Annotated in this window: 19 protein-coding genes; 9 read left to right on the forward strand and 10 right to left on the reverse strand. The window is 71.2% G+C overall.

Annotated elements, in window-relative coordinates; all coding sequences use genetic code 11:
• Positions 1 to 16: 16 nt before the first annotated feature.
• Positions 17 to 754: a hypothetical protein gene (locus tag OV207_RS16845; protein ID WP_267556194.1), complete on the forward strand. Its 738-nt coding sequence runs from the start codon at positions 17 to 19 to the stop codon at positions 752 to 754.
• Between the two features lie 94 nt (positions 755 to 848).
• Here the strand turns inward: OV207_RS16845 and OV207_RS16850 are convergent, their stop codons facing one another.
• The 4 genes from OV207_RS16850 to OV207_RS16865 all read right to left on the reverse strand — a co-directional run bounded on the left by OV207_RS16850 (position 849) and on the right by OV207_RS16865 (position 5,493).
• Complete coding sequence (locus OV207_RS16850; RefSeq protein WP_267556195.1) at positions 849 to 2,258, reverse strand: type IV pilus twitching motility protein PilT; 1,410 nt, start codon at positions 2,256 to 2,258, stop codon at positions 849 to 851.
• A gap of 131 nt (positions 2,259 to 2,389) precedes the next feature.
• Complete coding sequence (rpsI, locus tag OV207_RS16855; RefSeq protein ID WP_120537583.1) at positions 2,390 to 2,791, reverse strand: 30S ribosomal protein S9; 402 nt, start codon at positions 2,789 to 2,791, stop codon at positions 2,390 to 2,392.
• Positions 2,792 to 2,800: 9 nt separating this feature from the next.
• Positions 2,801 to 3,247, reverse strand: a complete 447-nt coding sequence (gene rplM, locus OV207_RS16860; RefSeq protein WP_120611700.1) for a 50S ribosomal protein L13 — start codon at positions 3,245 to 3,247, stop codon at positions 2,801 to 2,803.
• 179 nt (positions 3,248 to 3,426) lie between these two features.
• A complete protein-coding gene (locus OV207_RS16865; RefSeq protein ID WP_324291534.1) occupies positions 3,427 to 5,493 on the reverse strand; it encodes an ATP-dependent helicase in 2,067 nt (688 codons plus the stop codon).
• A 34-nt stretch (positions 5,494 to 5,527) separates the two neighbouring features.
• On the opposite strand from OV207_RS16865, the gene OV207_RS16870 reads away from it, so the two are divergent.
• Together OV207_RS16870 and OV207_RS16875 are read left to right on the forward strand one after the other, a co-directional pair.
• Positions 5,528 to 6,088, forward strand: coding sequence for a hypothetical protein (locus OV207_RS16870; protein ID WP_267556197.1), 561 nt, complete (start codon positions 5,528 to 5,530; stop codon positions 6,086 to 6,088).
• Between the two features lie 20 nt (positions 6,089 to 6,108).
• Entirely contained in the window at positions 6,109 to 6,612 is a 504-nt protein-coding gene (locus tag OV207_RS16875) for a caib/baif family protein (RefSeq protein ID WP_267556199.1), read from the forward strand.
• Positions 6,613 to 6,639: 27 nt separating this feature from the next.
• On the opposite strand, the gene OV207_RS16880 is transcribed toward OV207_RS16875, so the two are convergent.
• Both OV207_RS16880 and OV207_RS16885 read right to left on the reverse strand, forming a co-directional pair.
• A complete protein-coding gene (locus OV207_RS16880; RefSeq protein WP_267556201.1) occupies positions 6,640 to 7,818 on the reverse strand; it encodes a class I SAM-dependent rRNA methyltransferase in 1,179 nt (392 codons plus the stop codon).
• Positions 7,819 to 7,826: 8 nt separating this feature from the next.
• Positions 7,827 to 9,092, reverse strand: a complete 1,266-nt coding sequence (locus tag OV207_RS16885) for a metallopeptidase family protein (protein WP_267556202.1) — start codon at positions 9,090 to 9,092, stop codon at positions 7,827 to 7,829.
• A gap of 105 nt (positions 9,093 to 9,197) precedes the next feature.
• Here OV207_RS16885 and OV207_RS16890 point away from each other — a divergent pair, with 105 nt between their 5' ends.
• Positions 9,198 to 9,797: a Maf family protein gene (locus OV207_RS16890; RefSeq protein WP_267556203.1), complete on the forward strand. Its 600-nt coding sequence runs from the start codon at positions 9,198 to 9,200 to the stop codon at positions 9,795 to 9,797.
• Between the two features lie 13 nt (positions 9,798 to 9,810).
• Here OV207_RS16890 and OV207_RS16895 read toward each other — a convergent pair whose 3' ends face one another.
• A complete protein-coding gene (locus tag OV207_RS16895) occupies positions 9,811 to 10,773 on the reverse strand; it encodes a hypothetical protein (protein WP_193347730.1) in 963 nt (320 codons plus the stop codon).
• A gap of 398 nt (positions 10,774 to 11,171) precedes the next feature.
• Here OV207_RS16895 and OV207_RS16900 point away from each other — a divergent pair, with 398 nt between their 5' ends.
• Positions 11,172 to 11,423, forward strand: a complete 252-nt coding sequence (locus OV207_RS16900; RefSeq protein ID WP_193347729.1) for a hypothetical protein — start codon at positions 11,172 to 11,174, stop codon at positions 11,421 to 11,423.
• A gap of 483 nt (positions 11,424 to 11,906) precedes the next feature.
• Here OV207_RS16900 and OV207_RS16905 read toward each other — a convergent pair whose 3' ends face one another.
• Positions 11,907 to 13,379 (reverse strand): TolB family protein, encoded by a 1,473-nt coding sequence (locus tag OV207_RS16905; RefSeq protein ID WP_267556205.1) that lies wholly within the window; start codon positions 13,377 to 13,379, stop codon positions 11,907 to 11,909.
• A 122-nt stretch (positions 13,380 to 13,501) separates the two neighbouring features.
• Between OV207_RS16905 and OV207_RS16910 the strand changes: the two genes are divergently transcribed.
• Positions 13,502 to 14,299 (forward strand): TatD family hydrolase, encoded by a 798-nt coding sequence (locus tag OV207_RS16910; RefSeq protein ID WP_193347727.1) that lies wholly within the window; start codon positions 13,502 to 13,504, stop codon positions 14,297 to 14,299.
• A 28-nt stretch (positions 14,300 to 14,327) separates the two neighbouring features.
• A complete protein-coding gene (locus OV207_RS16915) occupies positions 14,328 to 15,227 on the forward strand; it encodes a tRNA threonylcarbamoyladenosine dehydratase (protein ID WP_193347726.1) in 900 nt (299 codons plus the stop codon).
• Positions 15,228 to 15,233: 6 nt separating this feature from the next.
• On the opposite strand, the gene OV207_RS16920 is transcribed toward OV207_RS16915, so the two are convergent.
• A complete protein-coding gene (locus OV207_RS16920) occupies positions 15,234 to 16,199 on the reverse strand; it encodes a PD-(D/E)XK nuclease family protein (protein WP_193347725.1) in 966 nt (321 codons plus the stop codon).
• Between the two features lie 140 nt (positions 16,200 to 16,339).
• Here OV207_RS16920 and mutY point away from each other — a divergent pair, with 140 nt between their 5' ends.
• Positions 16,340 to 17,536, forward strand: a complete 1,197-nt coding sequence (mutY, locus tag OV207_RS16925; RefSeq protein WP_267556206.1) for an A/G-specific adenine glycosylase — start codon at positions 16,340 to 16,342, stop codon at positions 17,534 to 17,536.
• 198 nt (positions 17,537 to 17,734) lie between these two features.
• Positions 17,735 to 17,965: a DUF2934 domain-containing protein gene (locus OV207_RS16930; protein ID WP_267556208.1), complete on the forward strand. Its 231-nt coding sequence runs from the start codon at positions 17,735 to 17,737 to the stop codon at positions 17,963 to 17,965.
• 21 nt (positions 17,966 to 17,986) lie between these two features.
• Here OV207_RS16930 and OV207_RS16935 read toward each other — a convergent pair whose 3' ends face one another.
• Positions 17,987 to 19,081 carry a hypothetical protein gene (locus OV207_RS16935; RefSeq protein ID WP_267556209.1) on the reverse strand — a complete coding sequence of 365 codons (1,095 nt, stop codon included), beginning with the start codon at positions 19,079 to 19,081 and terminating at the stop codon, positions 17,987 to 17,989.
• Positions 19,082 to 19,143: the final 62 nt, after the last annotated feature.

Consider the following 19,143-nt stretch of genomic DNA (forward strand, 5'->3'; position numbering starts at 1 on the left):
GGTAACAGGCCCCGCCATGCACCCCGTCCTCGCCCGCTTCCTCACCGCCGATGCCGCCAAGGAGACGCTTCGCAAGGAGAAGGCGGGTGAACCGCTGACTCCCGAGGAGCAGCACTTCGTGGCCGCCGCCGACGCGAACCCCAAGCAGCGCGCGATGCTGCAGGGCGTGAGCGGCCGCGCGCTGTCCTCCGACGCCCAGGCCTCGCTGGTGCTGCTGGCCGCGCACGCCGCCGCGCGCGCCCTGGCGGAGGACCCGGCCCTCACCTCCGCCACCCAGAAGGCGCGCGAGGCCCTGAAGGAGGAGGGCGCGAGCGACGAGGAGACGGACGCCTTCGTCGCGTCCATCCTCCTGGAGGAGGCGTTCGGGTACGAGCAGGAGGTGGACACCTTCGACGCCGACTACGTGAAGGAGTCGCTGGGCGAGGTGCCGGCGCTGGCCGCGCTGTCCAAGGAGTCCGTGGACGCGCTGTTCCTCGCGTTCATCAAGGCGTCGGAGAACGACGCGGACCGCAAGGCGCGCGAGCACATCGCCCGGGCCCTGTTTGAAATCGCGTGGTCCGAGGGCCCCACGTCCATCAACCCGGAGCACCTGGAGACGCTGCTCGACAACGAGGTCGTGCAGGCGTCCGACGAGGAGCAGGACGCGCGCGTGCGCGCCACCGTGTCGCTGCTGCAGACCCTGGCGCACCAGGGGCTGGTGGGCCCGCTGCGCCTCACCCGGCTGCGCGCGCAGCTGGGCGATGACGACGCCTGAGCCGGGCTCCCGCCGCGCTGAAGCGGGGTGACGACGCCTGCCGGACAAGCCCTCCCCTTCCCTTCCGGGAGGAGGCGGGCCGCCGACGGGCGCGTCAGAAGCGTTCAATCTGGAAGTCGTCGTCGCCCCCGGCCGCCGGAGCGGGCGCGGGCACCGGGGCGGGCGCGGGAGGACGGGCGGCCTGCGGAGGCATGGGCCGGCCCTGGACCACGCCGGGCGGAGGCGTTCCCGGAGGACGCGGGGCCGCCACGCCGGGCGGCGGCGTCATGGGCCGGCCGGCCATGGGCGCCCCGGGACGCTGGGCCTGGGCGGGCGGCGCCGCGGGGGCCTGGGCCGGGGCGGGCGCGCCCTTCTGGGCGAAGGACGCCGAGCCCGGGATGGGACGCTCCTCGCCGGCCTTGGCGTCGAAGTTGTCCCACTTCGAGTCGGACGTGCCGCTGATGCCGGAGAAGCGCAGCGCGAAGTCGTCCGGGTTGCTCGCCTGGCGGTGGGCCTCGTCGTAGGTGACGAGCCCGTTGCGCACGAGCCCCATCAACGACTGGTCGAAGGTCTGCATGCCGTAGGAGTCCGTGCCCTGCGCGATGGCGTCGTGGATCTCCTTGGTGCGGTCCTTGTCCTCGATGAGCTCCCGCACGCGCGTGGTGACGCGCAGCACCTCCACCGCCGCCACGCGGCCCTTGCCGTCCGCGCGCGGGACGAGCCGCTGGCTCACCACGCCGCGCAGCACGCTGGAGAGCTGCAGGCGCACCTGCTTCTGCTGGTGCGGGGGGAAGGCGGACACGATGCGGTTGACGGTCTCCGTCGCGTCCAGCGTGTGCAGCGTGGACATCACGAGGTGGCCCGTCTCCGCGGCGTGGAGCGCGGTTTCGATGGTCTCGTGGTCGCGCATTTCGCCCACCAGGATGACGTCCGGGTCCTGGCGCAGCGCGCTCTTGAGGGCCTGCGAGAAGCTCATCGTGTCCACACCCACTTCGCGCTGGTTCACGATGGAGCGCTTGTCGCGGATGAGGAACTCGATGGGGTCCTCGATGGTCATGATGTGGTTCGTCTCATTGGAGTTGATGAAGTCGATCATCGCCGCCAACGTCGTGGACTTGCCGGAGCCCGTGGTGCCCGTCACCAGCACCAGGCCGCGCTCCTCGCCGCACACCTTCTCCAGCACCGGGGGCAGCAGCAGGTCCTTCATCGTCATCACCTTGAAGGGGATGACGCGGAGCACGGCGCCCACCGTGCCGCGCTGCTGGAAGACGTTCACGCGGAAGCGGCCCAGGCCGGGGACCCCGTACGCCAGGTCCACCTCGTTGCTGACCTTGAACTTCTCCTTCTGGAACTCGTTCATGATGCCGAACGCCATGCGCGCCACCTCCTCCGGGGGCAGGCGGCGGCCGTCCTTGAGCGGCACCAGCGAACCGTCCACGCGGAACATGGGCGGCAGGCCCGCCTTCAGGTGGATGTCGGAGGCGCCGCCGCGCAGGGCGATCTGCAGGATTTCGTTGAGTTCCATGGGAGGGCCCGGATGCTAGCAGAACGCCCGCGCGGACCGCGACGGGGCGTGGAGCACCCCGCAAAGCACAACGGCGGAGGTCCCGAAGAGGACCCCCGCCGTGGAGCGGCTCCAGCGAGCCGGCAAGCGGACTAGCGCTTGGAGAACTGGAACCGACGACGGGCGCCGGGCTGGCCGTACTTCTTGCGCTCGACCGCGCGAGCATCGCGGGTGAGGAAGCCGGCCTTCTTCAGCGCCGGACGGAACTCCGGGTTGAAGGCGCACAGCGCGCGCGCGATGCCGTGACGGATGGCACCGGCCTGACCAGAGAGGCCGCCGCCGCGCACGTTGACCGTGACGTCGAGCTTGCCCTTCTGCTCCAGGATCTCCAGCGGCTGGTTGAGCACCATCTTCGACGTCTCACGGCCGAAGTACTCGTTGATGTCGCGGCCGTTGATGACCACGAGGCCATTGCCAGGACGCAGCCACACGCGAGCGGTGGCCTCCTTGCGGCGGCCGGTGGCGTAGAAACCGAGTTCGGGATTGATCGCCATGGCTGTTCCTTACGCCTCGACCTTGTACGCCACCGGCTTCTGGGCGGTGTGCGGATGGGTATCACCGGCATACACCTTGAGCTTGGTCATCATCTGACGGCCCAGGGCGCTGCGCGGAAGCATGCGACGCACGGCGTTGAGGATCACGTCCTCGGGGTGCCGGGCACGAAGCTTCTGCAGGTTGGTGATCTTCAGGGCGCCCGGGAAACCGGCGTACGGGTGCCGGTAGTAGAGCTTGTCGGTCTCCTTCGTGCCCGTCACCTTCACCTTGTCGGCGTTGATGACGATCACGTGGTCGCCCGTGTCGATGGACGGGGTGTACGTCGGCTTGTGCTTGCCCTTCAGCAGGGTAGCAATCTGACTGGCGGCGCGGCCAAGCACCTTGTCGGACACGTCGATGACGTGCCACTGGCGCTTGATGTCCGCGGCCTTGGCGCTGTAGGTCTTCTGCGACATTTCGTGCACTCCAAACTTCGGCGCGGCACCCAGGTGCATGCCAGGGGCCGCGTGCTCGTGCGAAACCAACCGCGGGTCCTCCGCCAAAACTCCGACAGAAGCCCGGAAAGGCCGAACCTCCTAGCGGGACCCTGGGATCAAGTCAAGGTCGGGCGCACGGGGCCTGGAAATCCGGCCGCCTAGGGCGCCCGGCCGGGCGTCCCCGGGCCGGGCCCGCCAGGCGTGGGCTTCTTGAACCGCTCCTTCAGGTTGGCGAAGAAGTTCTTCTCCTTCTCGTCCGGAGGGCCCTGACGCGGCGCGTCCATGTCGACGTTCTCGAAGGCGTCCGGGGGCAGGTCCTCCAGGAAGCGCGAGGGCGTGCGGGGCACCTCCTTGCCGCGCTTCACGCGGACCGTGGAGCGCGTGAGGTACAGCAGCTCCTTGGCGCGGGTGATGCCCACGTAGCAGAGGCGGCGCTCCTCCTCGAGGTTCTGCGCCTCGCCCTGCATGCCGCCGTGAGGCATCAGGTCCTCCTCCATGCCCAGGAAGAAGACGAGCCGGTACTCCAGGCCCTTGGAGGCGTGCAGGGACATGAGCGTCACGCGGCGGTTCTGGCCGGGGATCTCCTCCTCCTCCTGGCGCGTGTCCAGGCTGAGGCGGTTCAGGTACGTGAGGAGGCTGGCCTTGGGGCCCTCGCGCTTCTCGAACTTCTCCAGCGACGCGAGCACGTGGTCCACGCTCTTGAGCTTCTTGTCCGCGGCGGTGCCGGAGACGGCCTTCGCCCGGGTGGCCTCCCGGAAGCCGATCTCCTCCAGGAGCTTCTGCGTCGCCTCCGACAGGCGCGGGGCCTGGGAGAAGGCGTCGCGGTAGCGCTCCACCATCTCCACGAACTCCAGCACCTTGCCGCCCGCGCCAGCCGGCAGGTCCTCGTAGGTGTCCGCGCGGCGCATGGACGTCCAGAGCGTCACGCCCTCCGCGCGCGAGTGCGCGTGCAGCCGCTCCATGGTCACGTCGCCGATGCCGCGCGCCGGCACGTTGACGATGCGCATGAGGCTGATCTCATCCAGCCGGTTGGCCAGCACCTTGAAGTACGCGATGACGTCCTTCACCTCGCTGCGGTCGAAGAACTCGCTGCCGCCCACCACTTCGTAGGGGATGTTCTTCTCACGCAGCATCTCCTCCACCGGGCGCGACTGGCCGTTGGTGCGGTAGAGCACCGCGATGTCGTCCGCGGGGATGCCCTGGGAGATGTGCTTCTGGATTTCGTGCGCGACGAAGCGGGCCTCCTCCTCGTCGTTCGGACAGGCCACCACCTTGACCCGCTCGCCGCCCCGGCGGTCGGTCCACATGCGCTTGTCCTTGCGCTCGGGGTTCTTCGCGATGACGGCGTTGGCGGCGTCCAGCACCCGCTGTGACGAGCGGTAGTTCTGCTCCAGCCGCACCTCCTTGCCGCCCGGGAAGTGCCGCTCGAAGTCCAGGATGTTGCGCACCTCCGCGCCTCTCCAGGAGTAGATGCACTGGTCGTCGTCACCCACCGCGCACACGTTGCGCGACTCGCCCGCGAGCAGCTTGAGCAGATCCAGCTGGGCGTGGTTGGTGTCCTGGAACTCGTCCACCAGCAGGTAGCGGAAGCGCTGCGTGTACTTGCGGTGCAGGTCCGGGTGCTCGCGCAGGAGGCGCGCGGGCAGCACCAGCAGGTCGTCGAAGTCCACGGAGCCCTGCGCCTTGAGCGCGAGCTGGTAGTCCGCGAACACCATGGCGGTGATGAGGTCGTAGTCGTCCCCCATCCCCTCGCCCTTGGGCTGCGGCACCTCTCCGGAGTTCTTCGCCTTGGAGATGAGGGTGAGGACCTTGCGCACGTCGAAGGCGCGGTCGTCGATGCGCTTCTCGCGCATGGCGCGGCGGATGATGGCCAGCTGGTCGCCCATGTCCGCGATGGCGAACTTCCGGGGCCACCCCAGCCGGTGGATGTCCTCGCGCAGCACCTCCGCGCCGAACGCGTGGAAGGTGCAGACGAGGACGCCCTGGGCGCGCGGGCCGGCCATGTGGACCAGCCGCTCCTTCATCTCCGTGGCGGCCTTGTTGGTGAAGGTGACGGCCAGGATGTTGCGGGCCAGCAGGTGGCCCGGCCGCTCGTTGAGCAGGTGGACGATGCGGTGGGTGATGACCCGCGTCTTGCCGCTGCCGGCTCCCGCCAGGACGAGCAGGGGACCCTCGGTCGTCAGCACGGCCTCACGCTGTGGAGGATTGAGCTTCGAAAGGTCCATTGCGCGCAGGCCGGGGATACCCTTTGATTCGTTCGTGCGCGACTATTTCCTACGGCTGGCCACCGCGATGCTCGCGCTGTGCGTGGGCGGCGGATGTCTTGACGACGAACGCACGACTTCTCCCACCCCGCGCGACGTGGTGACCACCGCCGCACCGTGCGTGTACTTCAAGGACCTGGCGCCCTTCCTGCCGGAGTCGCTGGAGGGCTTCACGGTGGGCGCCACCGGGGGCTCCACCGGCAAGTACGGCGACGTGTCCGTGTCGGAGGCGGAGCGCACCTACACCCGCGGCGAGGGCCGGGAGGTGAAGGTGCGCATCGTGGACACCACGCTGGGGCTGAAGCTGGGGCAGGCCATCCGCGAGGCGGCGCAGAAGGCGCGGGGCCGGGCGGCGAGCGACCCGACGGCGCCCATCCAGTGGAAGGAAGCCGTGGGCTTCGTGCGCTATGACGCGGACGAGGGCATGGCGGAGGCGAACCTCCTGGTGGGTGAGCGCTTCGTGGTGGCCGTCACCAGCCGTGGCTTCCCCAGCACCGTGGAGGTGCGACGGGTGGCGCGCGGCATCGATCTGGCCGGGCTCGCCCGGCTGCAGTGATTCCAGTTCAAGGAGCGTCCGTGGCGGTGAAGGAGAAGGGGTCCCGGCCCCAGACGGCCCAGGAGTTGTTGGAGCAGGAGAAGCTGGCGCGCCTGGGCGTTTCGTCCCTGGGCAAGCGTGAGTTCCTGGATCAGTTCCAGAAGCTGTCCAAGAGCTACGCGGTGGATCCGGGCAACCCCGGCTCCTATGCGTGCGAGGGCTGCCAGCGCTGCGCCAACTGCATGTTCTGCAAGGACTGCGACAGCTGCCACCAGTGCACGCACTGCACGCGCTGCGAGCTGTGCACCAGCTGTTCGCATTGCGTGGAGTGCAAGAACTGCCACGCGTGCGCGTACTGCGTGCAGAGCGAGAACTGCTCCAACAGCGCGTACGTGGTGCTGAGCAAGAACCTGCAGGACTGCAACTACTGCTTCGGCTGCGTGGGCCTGTCCAAGAAGGACTTCCACATCCTCAACGTGGGCTTCTCCCGCACCGAGTACTTCAAGGTCGTGGGCAGGCTGCGCAAGGAGCTGGCCATCCCGTAGCCCCTCGCGCGCCTTTGCGCTTTCGCCCTACAAGGCGCGCACGTAGAGGGCCTTGAGGTATTCCGTCTCCGCGAGGCCCGCGAGCACCGGGTGATCCAACCCGGCGCCCCGGCGCTCCAGAATCTGCACCGGCCGCTTCGCGTCCGCGGCGGCGTCCAGCACCATGGACTCGAAGCCCTCGCGGTCCAGCTTCCCCGAGCACGAGCACGTCACCAGCAGGCCGTCCGGCTTGAGGCAGCGCAGGGCGCGCAGGTTGAGCTCGTGGTAGGCGCGCAGCGCGGTGGCCACGCCCTCGCGGCGCTTGGCGAGCCCCGGCGGGTCCAGGACGATGGTGTCGAAGCGGCGGCCCTCCTGGTCGAAGCGGCGCAGCACGTCGAACGCGTTGCCGTTCTCCACCTTCACGTTGGCCCGTCCGTTGGCCTCCGCGTTCGCCTGGGCGCGGGCCGCGGCCTTGGCGTCCTGCTCCACCGCGAGCACCGACGTGCAGTGCTTCGCGAGCGCGAGCGCGAACCCGCCGTGGTAGCTGAAGCAGTCCAGCGCGTCCCCCCGGCCCAGCTCGCCCGCGCGCAGGTGGTTGTCCACCTGGTCCAGGAACGCGCCCGTCTTCATGTCGCCCGTCAGGTCGACCTCGAAGCGGTTGTCGCCCTCGTGGTAGCCGAAGCGCGCGTCGCCCTCGCCGTGCAGCAGGCGCACCTCGCGCGGCAGGCTCTCGAAGTCGCGGCCGGAGGCGTCGTCGCGGCACACCACGTGGGTGGCGCCCGTCAGCTTCACCAGCGCGCGGGCGAGCATCTCCTTGCGCGCGTCCATGCCCTCGGAGAGCGTTTGAATCGTGAGGCCCGGGCCGTAGCGGTCCACGAAGAAGCCGGGCAGCAGGTCCGCTTCGCCGTGCACGAGCCGCAGGCCGTCGCGGCCGGGGAGCACGCCCCGGCGGGCCAGGGCGGCCTCCACGCGGCGGATGAAGAAGGCGTCGTCCACCTTCTCCTCCGCGGGGCTCTTGCGCGTGAGCAGGCGAATGGCCAGCGGGGAGCGGCGGGCGTAGAGCGCCTGCCCGATGGGATTGCCCTGGGGGTCCACCACCGCGACCACCGCGCCCGGCGTGTCGGTGACGGGGGGCTCCATCAGCTCCGTGCGGTACAGCCAGGGGGAGCCTCGACGCAGCGTCTTGGCGCCCTTCAGGCTGACACGGGCAGTGGGAAGGGAAGGCATGTGGGGGCTCACTCCAGGCCGCGTGCGGCCAGTTCCTCGTCGTCCTCCCCTCGCAGATGCCCGATTTCATGCAGCAGTGTCACGCGAATCTGTTCGCGCAGCTCCTCCGGCGTGCGCACCGCCCGGGCCAGGTTGCGCCGGTAGAGGGCCACGGAGCGGCACGGCGTCTCCGTTCCGTCGCAGGGCTCGCCCAGGGAGGGCCCCCGGAACAGGCCCAGGATGGTGGGCGACAGGGGCGGCTGGTTGGCGAGCAGGTCGTCCTCCGAGGGAATCTCCTCGGTGGCCACCGGCACGCCCTCCAGGTCCTTGCGCATGTCCTCCGGCAGGTCCGCCAGCGCGCGCGTCACCTGGGCCCGGAACTCCTCCGGGGTCGGCAGGGGCGGCGGGGGGAAGTCCTGGGGATCCAGCGTGCGGGCCCGGTCGAAGTGCTCCTGCGCCTGCTTCCAGCGCCCCTCGCGCTCCAGGAGCAGCCCCAGATGCTGGTGCACGTACGCGGCGCGCGCCTTGTCCACCAAGAGCGACGCGAAGGCCGTCTTCGCCTCGCGGAAGCGGCACAGCTCGAAGAGGGCCAGGGCCTTCTCGTACTTCGCCTCCACGTTGCCCGGCTCGCGCGCCAGCACGATGGCCGCGCGCTCCAGCGCCTGGTCCGCCTGCCCCAGGTCGTTGAAGGCCATGGCCGCCACCAGGGCCAGGGACGGGACGAGTTCCGGGGGAGTGGAGGGCTGGGACAGGCCGCGCTCGGCGTAGAGGGCGCCCAGTTCGTCCCGCTCACGCGAGGAGGGCAGCTGCACGGCGTACAGGTGCGCGGCACCCAGGAGCGCGTCCGGGTCCCCCGGGTCGATGGCCAGCGCGCGGGCGAAGGCGAGCTGCGCCTCCGGCTCGCGGTGGAGGGAGGCCAGCGCGGCGCCGCGCTCGGCATGGGCGGCGGCCAGGTCCGGCTCCAGCGCGGCGGCCTGCGCGGCGCAGGAGAGCGCCTCCGCGTAGCGGGACGCGTCGTAGTAGCGGCGGGCCGCGTCCAGGGGGGCATCGCCCCGCGCGTCGCACACCGCCAGCGGGTGCACCTCCGCCTCGCCGTCGTCCGGCGGCGTCACGGAGGCCTCAAGGCCGGAGTCGCCCGCCGCGCCCGCGTCCACGCCTCCCGCCGCGAGCGGCCCCGCGTCGGCGCTCACGGAGACGTGCGCACCCGCATCCGTGCCCGCGTCGGCGGCGGCCGGAGAGGGACGTTTGCAGGAGGCGAGCAGGAGACAGACAGCGAGCAGACCGCGCCGCGACATGGGCGGAAGGCTATGGCATCCGCCCCATCCACCGGAAGCGGGGACGTGCCTGTCCGCTCGAAGGGTCCCTTCCCCACCCCGGCTGCACTACCCTTCCCCCACCTCATGAAAAACCCTGGCCCCCCTGGCGACCTCTACCTGGCGTCCACCTCCAGCGCGCGCAAGGCGCTGATGGACGGGCTGGGTCTGCCCTACCGCACCGAGGCCCCGGGCGTGGATGAGCACGTCCCCGCCCACCTGTCCGCCCTGGAGGCCGTGGCGATGCTCGCGGAGCGCAAGGCCCGCGCGGTGCAGGAGCGCCACCCGGACGCCTGGGTCCTGGGGGCGGATCAGCTCGTGGAGGTGGAGGGCCGGACGCTGGGCAAGCCCCGGGACCGGGACGCCGCGCGCACGCAGCTCCAGGGCCTGCTGGGCCACACCCACGCCATCCACACCGGCGTGTGCCTGGTGGGCCCGGGGGGGCACGTGGCGGAGGCGGTGGAGAGCACGCGCCTCACGTTCTTCCCCCTGCCCGCCGAGGAGCTGGAGCGCTACCTGGACACCGGCGAGTGGGAGGGCTGCGCGGGCAGCTACCGCGTGGAGGGCCAGGGGCAGGCGCTGCTCGAGAGGCTGGAGGGGGACCGCACCAACGTGCAGGGGCTGCCCATGCTGTCGGTGGTGCGGCTGTTGCGGCGGGCGGGCTTCGTGTTCTTCACCCGCCCGTAGGGCCCGGCCCCCATCAGGTCGCGCTGGACAGCTCCGCGAGGATCTCCTGGTACGCGGCGCGGGCCTTGTCGGACTGGTCCGCCTTGAAGCTCACCGCGGACACCACCGGGTGCCCGCCCCCGCCGTAGCGCCCGGCGATGGCGGCCAGGTCGTGCTTGCGCGTGTGGGGCCGCCACGGGTTGGAGCCCAGCGACACCTTGGCGCGCGACGCGCCCCGGCCCACCCACAGCGTGTAGCGCGCGTCCGGGTAGAGCGCGTAGGCGATGAACTTGTTGAGGCTGTCCACGCCCTCGTCCACCAGGTCGAAGAAGACGACGCCGTTCTCGTAGCGGGCCTTCTCGCGCACCAGGTCGATGTTGCGCTGGTGCTTGAAGAGCAGCGGCGCCAGCGGGGCGGAGATGAGGGGCGAGGTGGCGATGTCCGCCAGCGACTCCGACTGCATGCGGCGGATGACCTCCGGGATGAGCGTCTCATCCTTCGTGGACTCCAGCACCGTCATGATGCGCAGCGCGGGCTCCTCCAGCGCCACCGCCATCTGGGGGCTGGGGAACTGCGCGCCGTCGATGAGCTCCGCCCAGTGCAGCAGGTCCGACAGCGCGGACGCGTCCCAGCCGAAGCGCTCGCGCGCCACGTCCGCCAGGTACAGCGTGCAGCTCTTGCGGTGCGCGTCGTGGAACTTCTTCCCGCTGGTGTCGCGCTGGAAGTGGGACTCGTCGCCCGGCTGCTGGAAGGCGGAGGCGTGGTGATCAAACCACCAGGTGAGCCGCGCGTCCTGGCTGTAGCGGAAGTCGACGATGACGTTCTCGTCGCCAGTGAAGACGGCCGGGTCGATGCCCTCCGCGCCCGGCTTGTGGGACAGCCCCCGGTAGCTGAACGTCGCGTCCGCACGCACGCGCTCCCGGTAGAAGCGGGTGAAGACCGCGGCGCTGGCCGCGCCGTCGAAACAGTTGTCGTGGAAGAGGACCTGGACTCGCATGGCGGGACGCCCTGTACCCCAAATCCCCCGGCCCCGCTGCGCCCCCCTGGACGCTGCCTCCCCTGCCCTCCAGGCGCCGTGGCTTCCAGGCCACGGGGGTGTGGCCCAGGGGTGACACGGACCCGCTCCCTGGTGTGCACCCGCCCTCCCCCAGAGGCGCGCCCTTGAACGTCCTGTGGAAATCACCGTGCGGGCTGAACGAAAAACTCGACAGAACGAGGAATGACCCTGAAGGGCTGAAAAAAGGTGGGCCTTTCCACCCCCCGGAAACCCGCTATTTGACAGCAAAACCCCTGGATTCTGGGACCCGCCAGGGGGGCTGAGCCCTGGCACCCTGCCTGCATGGTGTCAGACCCACGGTGTACTCACCCGCGCAGTCAGGAGTGGCGGGAGGAACCATGGCGAAGCGGACCGCAGGCAAGACGAGTGGTGGCGCGACGGTGCGGCGGCAGGGTCGGCGGGTGATGCCCACGCTGCGGCGCACGGCGAAGCGGGCGCGGGTGGTGGCCCAGAAGGCCCAGCTCACGCTGGGAGAGGTCATCGCCGCGGCGTTCGACACCGCCGGCGGTGAGATGAGCGGCGTGCTGGAGCTGGTGACGTCGCCGCAGATGACCCGCGCGCTGGGTCGCCGCATCGTCGTCGAGGGCTGAGGAAGCCGTCCCGGTCCCCTCTGCCGCGCCTCGGAAAACGAGGCGCGCGTGAAGGACTGTCGCGACACGGCTGTCAGCCTCAAGCCACCCGGCGCCGCTTCGCGCGAGCGCGGGTGGAGTCCCCGTCCTCCTTCAACGGGTTGAACCCACGCAAGGTGCGTGCACGCGCGCGTCGCGGCGCCACCGCCGTGCGTCCGGACCCGACGCGGAGGACGTCCCCTGGATCCGCCGAGGGCACCTCCGCGTGCCCCCCTTCCGAGAGCCCTCCGGAGGCTGCCTTCGTCCCGGAACCTGGACCCCCAGGGACCGCCGCTGGCGCCCCGCGAGCGGGTTCGCCGCGACACCGACTGACCGCGTTCGTCACTTCGCACCGGTGGGCCCGGCGCTTCGCACCCGGAGACAAAACGGCCCGCGCTCCCCGTAGAAACGGGAAACGCGGGCTGGGAAGCCCCGGTTGCCGGGGCTTTCAACTCCGAGAGGTGACTACCGGGGCTGCCAGCGCGGGCGGTGGTCGTCGCCCTCGTTCGTCAGCACCGTGTACGTGTCCTTCGGGTGGACGATGGCCGGGTCGACCTTCGTGCCCGCGACGGGATCCAGCTTCTGCACCGTGAGCTGGCCGCCCTTCACGTAGGCCAGGTACTGACCGTCCGGAGAGAACGACGGCAGCGTGGCCTCGTTCTCGAAGGACACCGCCGCGCCCTCCGGCGCGCCCGTGGTGGTGTTCACGCGCTGGAGGAAGAGGACGTTGCCCGGGGTGGTGCCGCACTCCGTCGCGGACACGTTGCCGCAGAGCGTGGCCGCGGTGCCGATGAGCTGGTAGTAGGCGCGCACGTACGCCACCCAGCTGCCGTCCGGCGCCCAGTTCGGGTTCGCGATGTAGGACTCCAGGGTTCCGCCGGTGACGGGCTCGCTGGTGGCGTCCGCCAGCGTCTGCGGGGTGCCGCCGCCCGTCACGGGCAGCGAGTACAGCTTGAGGATGGGGGTGGCCTCCGCGCCGAAGTTCACCGTCTTGCCGTCCGGGTTGGCCAGGAACAGCAGCTGCGAGGTGACGCGGTTGTAGTGCGGCTGCTCCGCGGACGTGGGCGACCCGGCCAGCGGGGCCGGCGGGGCGTTGTTGGTGGAGACGGAGATGCCCGCGCCCGCGGCGCTGTACGCGTAGTCGACGCCGTTCGGGCCGAAGTCCGGGAAGGTGCCGTTCGCCGTGGCCTGCGTGGGCGCGGCGCCCTGGGCGGTGGTGATGGTGGAGATGCCGGACGAGCCGCGCACCCAGGCAATCGCGTTGCCGGGCTCCCACTCCATGTAGCGGATGCGCGCGTTGCCAGCGGCCGCACCCGTCGTCAGCACGGTGGGCGCCCCGGCCGCGAGCGGCAAGGCGCGCACCGCGAGCTCACCGGCGGCGGCGGTGACGTCGCCCTGCACGAAGGCCACCTGCGTGCCGCCCGGGCCGAAGCGCGGGTAGGCGCTGGCCACGGCGTCCTCGCTGAGGGAAATCATCCCCGGCGTGTCGAAGCGGGCCACGATGGCCCGGGTGCCGCCGTCCACGCCCGTCATGGCGACGTGCAGCGCCTGGCAGGTCGCGGCCTCGCAGAACAGGCCCGCCATGCACTCGGTGGTCGCGGTGCACGCGCCGCCCTTGGCCACCGTCATGCCCGTGCCCGCGTCGGTGCCGGCGTCGACCTCCGTGCCCGCGTCCGTGCCGGCGTCGACCTCCGTGCCCGCGTCCGTGCCGGCGTCGACCTCCGTGCCCGCGTCCGTCTCCGTGCCCGCGTCCACTTCGGGCTCGGGGGTCAGCGTGCGCAGCTCGCACTTGTTGTCCGCGTTGCAGATGTACACCTGGCCCTCGGGGGGAGTCCCCTTGTCGCGGCAGTCGAACTGGTCGACGCACTCGTCACCGCAACCCGTGGCCAACATCGTCAGCGCTCCGAAAAGCGCGCCCCACACCACTCGCTTGGTCATGCTCATTCCTCCAAAGTCAGGGGGGGCGTCATAGCTTCCCGTTTGCGGGTGGCGGGACGCCTTGAAGGGCACGTCATCCAGGGCTGTCCGTGATTGAACGGGGATTGGGAGAAGGGTGCTCAATGATCGACACGCACTGCCATCTGGACGCAGCTCGCTTCAATCCGGACCGCCCGGACGTCGTCGCGCGGGCCTGGGCCGCGGGCCTGCACGGCATCCTCATCCCCGCCGTGGGACCGGAGACCTGGGAGCCCCTGCTCGAACTTCCCCGGCAGGACGCGCGCATCCAGGTGGGCCTGGGCATCCACCCCCAGTTCCTGCCAGACCTGCCGCCGGAGGACGACGGCATGCACCTGGAGCGGCTGGACGCGCTGCTCGCGCGGGGCGGCGCGGTGGCGGTGGGCGAGTGCGGCCTGGACGGCCCCTCCGTCACCGGGGCCCCGCTGGAGCGCCAGGTGGCGGTGCTGCGCGGACACCTGGCCCTGGCGCGCAAGCACGGGCTGCCGGTGCTGATGCACTGCCACCGGCTGCACCCCGCGCTCATCGACCTGCTGAAGACGGAGGCCTGGCCGGAGGCCGGTATCCTCATGCACAGCTACAGCGGCGGCGCGGAGCTGGCGCGCTTCTACATCCAGAAGGGCTGCCACTTCTCCTTCGCCGGCCCCGTCACCTGGGCGGAGGCGCGCAAGCCGCTGGATGCCCTGCGCGTGATTCCCCCGGAGCGGCTGGTGGCGGAGACGGACGCCCCGGACCAGGCCCCCACGCCCTTTCGCGGCCAGCGCTCCGAGCCGGGCTACCTGCCCCACGTCCTCGCGGGCATGGCCCACGTCCTGGGGGAGCCAGTGGACGTGCTCGCCCAGCGGACGACCGAGAACGCCCGGCGCCTGTTCCGGGAAGCTTTCCCGCCCCCTTCGCTGTAGGCGAGCGTCGCGTGATAGAGGAGCCTTCATGAACCCGCAGCCCGTCCCCACCGCCGCCGCCGAAGCCGAGGCGCTCCCCGCCGCCCCCACGGCCGCCCCGAACGCCGTCGCCGAGCCGTCGCTCGCGAAGCCCTTCAAGCTGTCGCGGCGCTTCGACCGGACGGCGCGCCTCTTGGGCGACAGCGCCATGGAGCGGCTGGCCAACGCGCACGTCGTGGTGTTCGGCCTGGGCGGCGTGGGCAGCTTCACCGCGGAGGGCCTGGTGCGCAGCGGCGTGGGCCGGCTGACGCTGGTGGACCACGACGACGTCTGCGTCACCAACACCAACCGCCAGTTGCACGCGACGGTGAAGGCGGTGGGCAAGTCCAAGGCGGAGCTGATGGCGCAGCGCTGCCAGGAGATCAACCCGCAGGCGAAGGTGGAGGCCCTGCGCGAGTTCTACCGCGAGGAGCTGGCGGAGACGCTGCTGCCCGCGGGCCGCTACGACTTCGTGGTGGACGCCATCGACAACGTGAAGGCGAAGCTGCACCTGTTGCACCGGTGCGTGACGCTGGGCGTGCCGGTGGTCAGCTCCATGGGCGCGGCGGGCCGCCTGGACCCCACGGCCATCCGCGTGGAGGACCTGTGCGAGACGCACATGGACCCCTTCGCCAAGGACATCCGCAAGCTGCTCAAGCGCAAGTACGGCGTGGAGACGGAGCGCCACACCGGCATCACCGCCGTGTACTCCATTGAGACGCGGCGCCAGCCCGTGGCCCTCAACTACGACGACGCCACGGACGGCTTCCTGTGCGTCTGCCCGCAGGACAACGAGTTCCACACCTGCGACCACCGCACGCAGATTGACGGCAGCGTGGCGTTCGTCACCTCCGCGTTCGGCATGAACGCCGCGGGCGTGGTGGTGCGCCGGCTGGCGGCGACGCGGTAGTCGGCCTCAGGCCACGCGGGGGCGGACTTCCGCCACCGCCGCCTCGCGGCCACACGGGCGGCGGAAGACGCAGCGCGCGCAGGCGTTGAGGTTGTCCGTCTGGGGGAAGGCCTCCGCCCCCTTCGGCGTGTTGGCGGCCGGATCCGCGAGCAGCGCGCGCATCCCCGCCACGCTCTTCGCGAAGTGCTGGTGGAACGTCTCCATGGCGGAGGGGTCCACCGCCACGTCGTGCTCCAGGCCCTCGTTCAGGTACACCAGCGACGCGCGCACCTTCTCCAGCGGGTAGCGGTAGCGCTGGGAGATGTAGAGCGCGTAGCCCAGCACCTGCTCGTCGTAGCCCTCGCGCGAGCGGCCCGTCTTCCAGTCCACCACCACGACGGAGCCGGCGTCGTCCACGTAGGCGAAGTCGGGGATGGCGAAGACCTTCACGCCCTCGTGGGTGAAGTGCGCGAAGTCGAAGCCCGCGTCCACCTCCAGCCACTGCGGCTGCTTGAGTCCCCTGGCGATGCCGGGCCAGCGCGACTGGAAGAACCACGCGAGCGCCGAGCGCACCGTCTCGAAGTTCTGCTTCCAGGCCTCGTTGGGCACCTCCTCCGCGTACTCGTGCTCCGCCAGGCCGGTGAAGGGCTTGCGGTACTTCTGCGTCCAGTAGCCCTTGGAGCGCGAGTGCCGGAAGTCGTCCTGCATCAGCTTGTGCGCGCGGGCCTCCACCGCCTTGGGGTCCACGTCGCGGCCGGCGCGCCAGTCCAGCAGCACGTCCTTGAGCGCCTCGTGCACGATGCTGCCCGCCCAGGTGTAGCGGTTGGACAGCTTCTTGAGCACGTACAGCTCGCGCACGTCGCGCGCGGCGTCCGCCTCCCAGCCGCCCCAGGAGCGGTAGTAGTAGAGGTAGTAGGCCCGGAGGCACTCGGAGAACTTCTCGTGGCGGCTCTTGGACCAGGAGAAGTCGTTGTGGAGGGGAGGGCGGGCCATGGACTCGGCGCATCCTATAGACGATCGCCCGCTCCGCCAGAAGGGCGACGAGCGGGGAGCCAACCCCCTGGAACGCGGAAACACCCCGGGCGTACCCGACCGTACGGGTATGGTGTCCGCCAGCCACCGTGCCCCCTCCCATGAGCCCTCGCAAGCGCACCACCACCGGGACAATTCCCCCTCCTGTCTCCCCTGAGCGACTCGCCTCCCTGCGCGGCCCGCTGCTCTCCTGGTACGACCGCAACAAGCGCGACCTGCCCTGGCGCCGCACCCGCGACCCGTACGCCATCTGGCTCAGCGAGGTCATGCTCCAGCAGACCCAGGTGTCCACGGTCATCCCGTACTGGGAGCGGTTCCTCGCGCGCTTTCCCACGGTGGAGGCCCTGGCCGCGGCGCCCCTGGACGACGTGCTCTCCGGCTGGAAGGGCCTGGGCTACTACACGCGCGCGCGCAACCTGCACCGCGCCGCCCAGGAGGTGGTGGAGCGCTTCGGCGGGAGGTTCCCCCCCACGGCGGAGCAGCTCATCACCCTGCCCGGCTTCGGCCGCTACACCGCCGGGGCCGTGGCCTCCATCGCGTTCGGGGAGCCCGCCCCCATCGTGGATGGCAACGTCGCCCGCGTGCTGTCGCGCCTGTTCGAGGTGGAGGGCCTGCCCGGGGACCGCGACCGTGAAGCCACGCTGTGGACGCTGGCCGCCGCGCTGGCGACGGGCGAGCGGCCCGGGGACTTCAACCAGGCGATGATGGAGCACGGCGCCGCGACGTGCCGGCCGGAGTCCCCGCTGTGCCTGCTGTGCCCCGTGCGCGACGGGTGCCTCGCGTACCGCAAGGGCCGCGTGCACGAGCTGCCCCCGGCCAAGGTGCGCGCCACACCCCGCAAGCTGTTCCTGGCGCTGGCCGTGTGGCCGCACGCGGGCACCTTCCTCTTCGCGCGGCGCGCGGACAAGGGGCTCTTCGGCGGCCTGTGGGAGCTGCCCGCCGTGGAGGTGGAGGAGGCGACGTCGGAGGCGGAGGCCCTCCAGCGCCTGTCCACGACGCTGGGCGCGGCGCTCACGCTGGAGGGCACGCTGGGCAGCGTGCGCCGGCAGCTCACCCACCGCGACCTCACGCTGCGCCTGCTGCGCGTGTCCGGCGGCCCCCGCCCCACGAAGTCCCCCGCGTTCCAGGAGCTGCGCTGGTGCACGCCCCAGGAGGCGGAAGCGCTGGGCATGAGCACCGCCATGCAGCGCGCGCTCGACGCGGTGCCAGGCCATGGCGCGCGGGAGGACGCCGCGACCGTGGCGGCCGCGAAGAAGCAGGCCCCGGGACGCCCCCGCGGGAAGGCGAAGGAGGGCTGAGCCGGCCGGCATCCCCCAGGCCCGGACGGGCGGTGCGGATGCGCTTCGCGCCTGGAGCTGCCCCGCGTCGGAGGGCGTCCATCCCCCAACAATGGGCGACGTGTGGTGTCGCGCCGACAACCTCCGACGCGCGGAGTCACTTCCGTGTCATGGGAGGCCGCCTGAAGCTTCGGGCCGCCCCACCCAGGAGGAGTGCCCATGGCCCGTCAGAATTCGCAGAAGACGCCGCAGACCCCGGCCCCGAAGTCCACGCCGGAGCGGACCCAGGACAAGCCGGCCGCGAGCAGGAGCGCGGCTTCGAGCGCTCCCACGAACGAGCAGATCGCCCGGCGGGCCTTTGAAATCTACCAGGCCCGGGGCGGCACCCACGGCAGCTCCGAACAGGACTGGTTCCAGGCCGAGCGCGAGCTGAAGCTCGGCCGTCAGTAGGCCGTCAGCGGCCGCCGCGCTTCAGTGCGCGTGCGTCGGGTCCTGGTGGGCGGGGCGCTCGAACTCGAGCGCCCGCTTCAGCCGGCGCTGTGACTGCTTCAGCTCCTCCAGGATGCGCTCCGCGTCCACCACCGTGCGCATGGCGAGCCCGCACGCGGGCGTCAGCAGCACCGTGGACACCGCCTGCGCGAAGCCGATGCCCTGGGGCAGCGCCGCCTTCAGCGACGCCTCCACGGAGTCCGCCAGCTCCTCCACCGAATACGTGGACGCCAGGTCCGTGGGGATGACGCCCAGGCTGAACGTCGCCCCGGACGCGAGGAAGCGCTCCAGGGCCTCGCGCTCCTCCAGCATCGCGTCCAGCGACAGCCGCACGTCCAGGGACACCAGGTCCGCCTGCGCGTCCAGGAGCACGCCCCAGTCCGTGTTGCCGCAGCAGTGGACGCCCACGAGCGCGCCCTCGCGCTGCAGGGCCACCACCAGCAGGCGCAGCTCCTGCTGCGCCAACAGGTGCTGCGGGTTCATCTTCACGTAGGCGTAGAGGCCCGGCTCGTCCAGGTAGAACAGGGGCGTGGTGCCGGTGCGCTTCAGGGCGCGCACCATCGCGAGCGCGCGCACCATCACCAGCCGGTAGAACGCTTCGTCCAGGCCCGGCACGCTCAGCACCGGCTCCCCCGTCGTCGTGCGCACCACCGAGCGGACCGTGAAGGGGCCGGACAGCTGCGCCTTGGCGAAGGCGAGCTTGCGGTGCTCCACCTCCCACAGGAAGGGCTTCCAGGCGCGGCACGCCTCCGGGGTGGGCTCGAAGGCCTCCAGGTTCCCGGACGCCAGCGCCTGCTCCAGCTTCGCCTCGAAGGCCGCGCGCCCGGCGTTCCAGTCCGCCACGTCCACCGTGCAGACGCCGTCCTCGTCGAAGCGCAGGCCCGGCAGGCCCTCCAGCGCCGCGGGGATCATCAGCTCCCCGGGGTGCCCCACGGGGAGCTGCGGCAGGAACGGGATGTCCATGGCGAGCGCGGCCTGCAGTCCCAGTTCCACCTGGGTGTGCGGCAGGCTGCCGATGCCCGTGGTGGCACACGCGGGCAGGAGCTGGACGGCGCGACGGATGGTGGGCGAAGGCATGGGGGCAATCTAACCCTTCCCGTCAAGCAGGGCCCGGGCTTCTCCATCCCCCCGGGCCCGAC

The organism is Corallococcus sp. BB11-1 (genome assembly GCF_026626625.1).
Classification (GTDB): Bacteria; Myxococcota; Myxococcia; order Myxococcales; family Myxococcaceae; genus Corallococcus; species Corallococcus soli.

What these genes read in the sequence shown, in the direction of transcription:
- OV207_RS16845 (WP_267556194.1), top strand. Translation starts at nt 17, where the DNA reads ATGCACCCCGTCCTCGCCCGCTTCCTCACCGCCGATGCCGCCAAGGAG.
- OV207_RS16850 (WP_267556195.1), bottom strand. Translation starts at nt 2,258, where the DNA reads ATGGAACTCAACGAAATCCTGCAGATCGCCCTGCGCGGCGGCGCCTCC.
- rpsI (WP_120537583.1), bottom strand. Translation starts at nt 2,791, where the DNA reads ATGGCGATCAATCCCGAACTCGGTTTCTACGCCACCGGCCGCCGCAAG.
- rplM (WP_120611700.1), bottom strand. Translation starts at nt 3,247, where the DNA reads ATGTCGCAGAAGACCTACAGCGCCAAGGCCGCGGACATCAAGCGCCAG.
- OV207_RS16865 (WP_324291534.1), bottom strand. Translation starts at nt 5,493, where the DNA reads ATGGACCTTTCGAAGCTCAATCCTCCACAGCGTGAGGCCGTGCTGACG.
- OV207_RS16880 (WP_267556201.1), bottom strand. Translation starts at nt 7,818, where the DNA reads ATGCCTTCCCTTCCCACTGCCCGTGTCAGCCTGAAGGGCGCCAAGACG.
- OV207_RS16885 (WP_267556202.1), bottom strand. Translation starts at nt 9,092, where the DNA reads ATGTCGCGGCGCGGTCTGCTCGCTGTCTGTCTCCTGCTCGCCTCCTGC.
- OV207_RS16890 (WP_267556203.1), top strand. Translation starts at nt 9,198, where the DNA reads ATGAAAAACCCTGGCCCCCCTGGCGACCTCTACCTGGCGTCCACCTCC.
- OV207_RS16895 (WP_193347730.1), bottom strand. Translation starts at nt 10,773, where the DNA reads ATGCGAGTCCAGGTCCTCTTCCACGACAACTGTTTCGACGGCGCGGCC.
- OV207_RS16900 (WP_193347729.1), top strand. Translation starts at nt 11,172, where the DNA reads ATGGCGAAGCGGACCGCAGGCAAGACGAGTGGTGGCGCGACGGTGCGG.
- OV207_RS16905 (WP_267556205.1), bottom strand. Translation starts at nt 13,379, where the DNA reads ATGACCAAGCGAGTGGTGTGGGGCGCGCTTTTCGGAGCGCTGACGATG.
- OV207_RS16910 (WP_193347727.1), top strand. Translation starts at nt 13,502, where the DNA reads ATGATCGACACGCACTGCCATCTGGACGCAGCTCGCTTCAATCCGGAC.
- OV207_RS16915 (WP_193347726.1), top strand. Translation starts at nt 14,328, where the DNA reads ATGAACCCGCAGCCCGTCCCCACCGCCGCCGCCGAAGCCGAGGCGCTC.
- OV207_RS16920 (WP_193347725.1), bottom strand. Translation starts at nt 16,199, where the DNA reads ATGGCCCGCCCTCCCCTCCACAACGACTTCTCCTGGTCCAAGAGCCGC.
- mutY (WP_267556206.1), top strand. Translation starts at nt 16,340, where the DNA reads ATGAGCCCTCGCAAGCGCACCACCACCGGGACAATTCCCCCTCCTGTC.
- OV207_RS16930 (WP_267556208.1), top strand. Translation starts at nt 17,735, where the DNA reads ATGGCCCGTCAGAATTCGCAGAAGACGCCGCAGACCCCGGCCCCGAAG.
- OV207_RS16935 (WP_267556209.1), bottom strand. Translation starts at nt 19,081, where the DNA reads ATGCCTTCGCCCACCATCCGTCGCGCCGTCCAGCTCCTGCCCGCGTGT.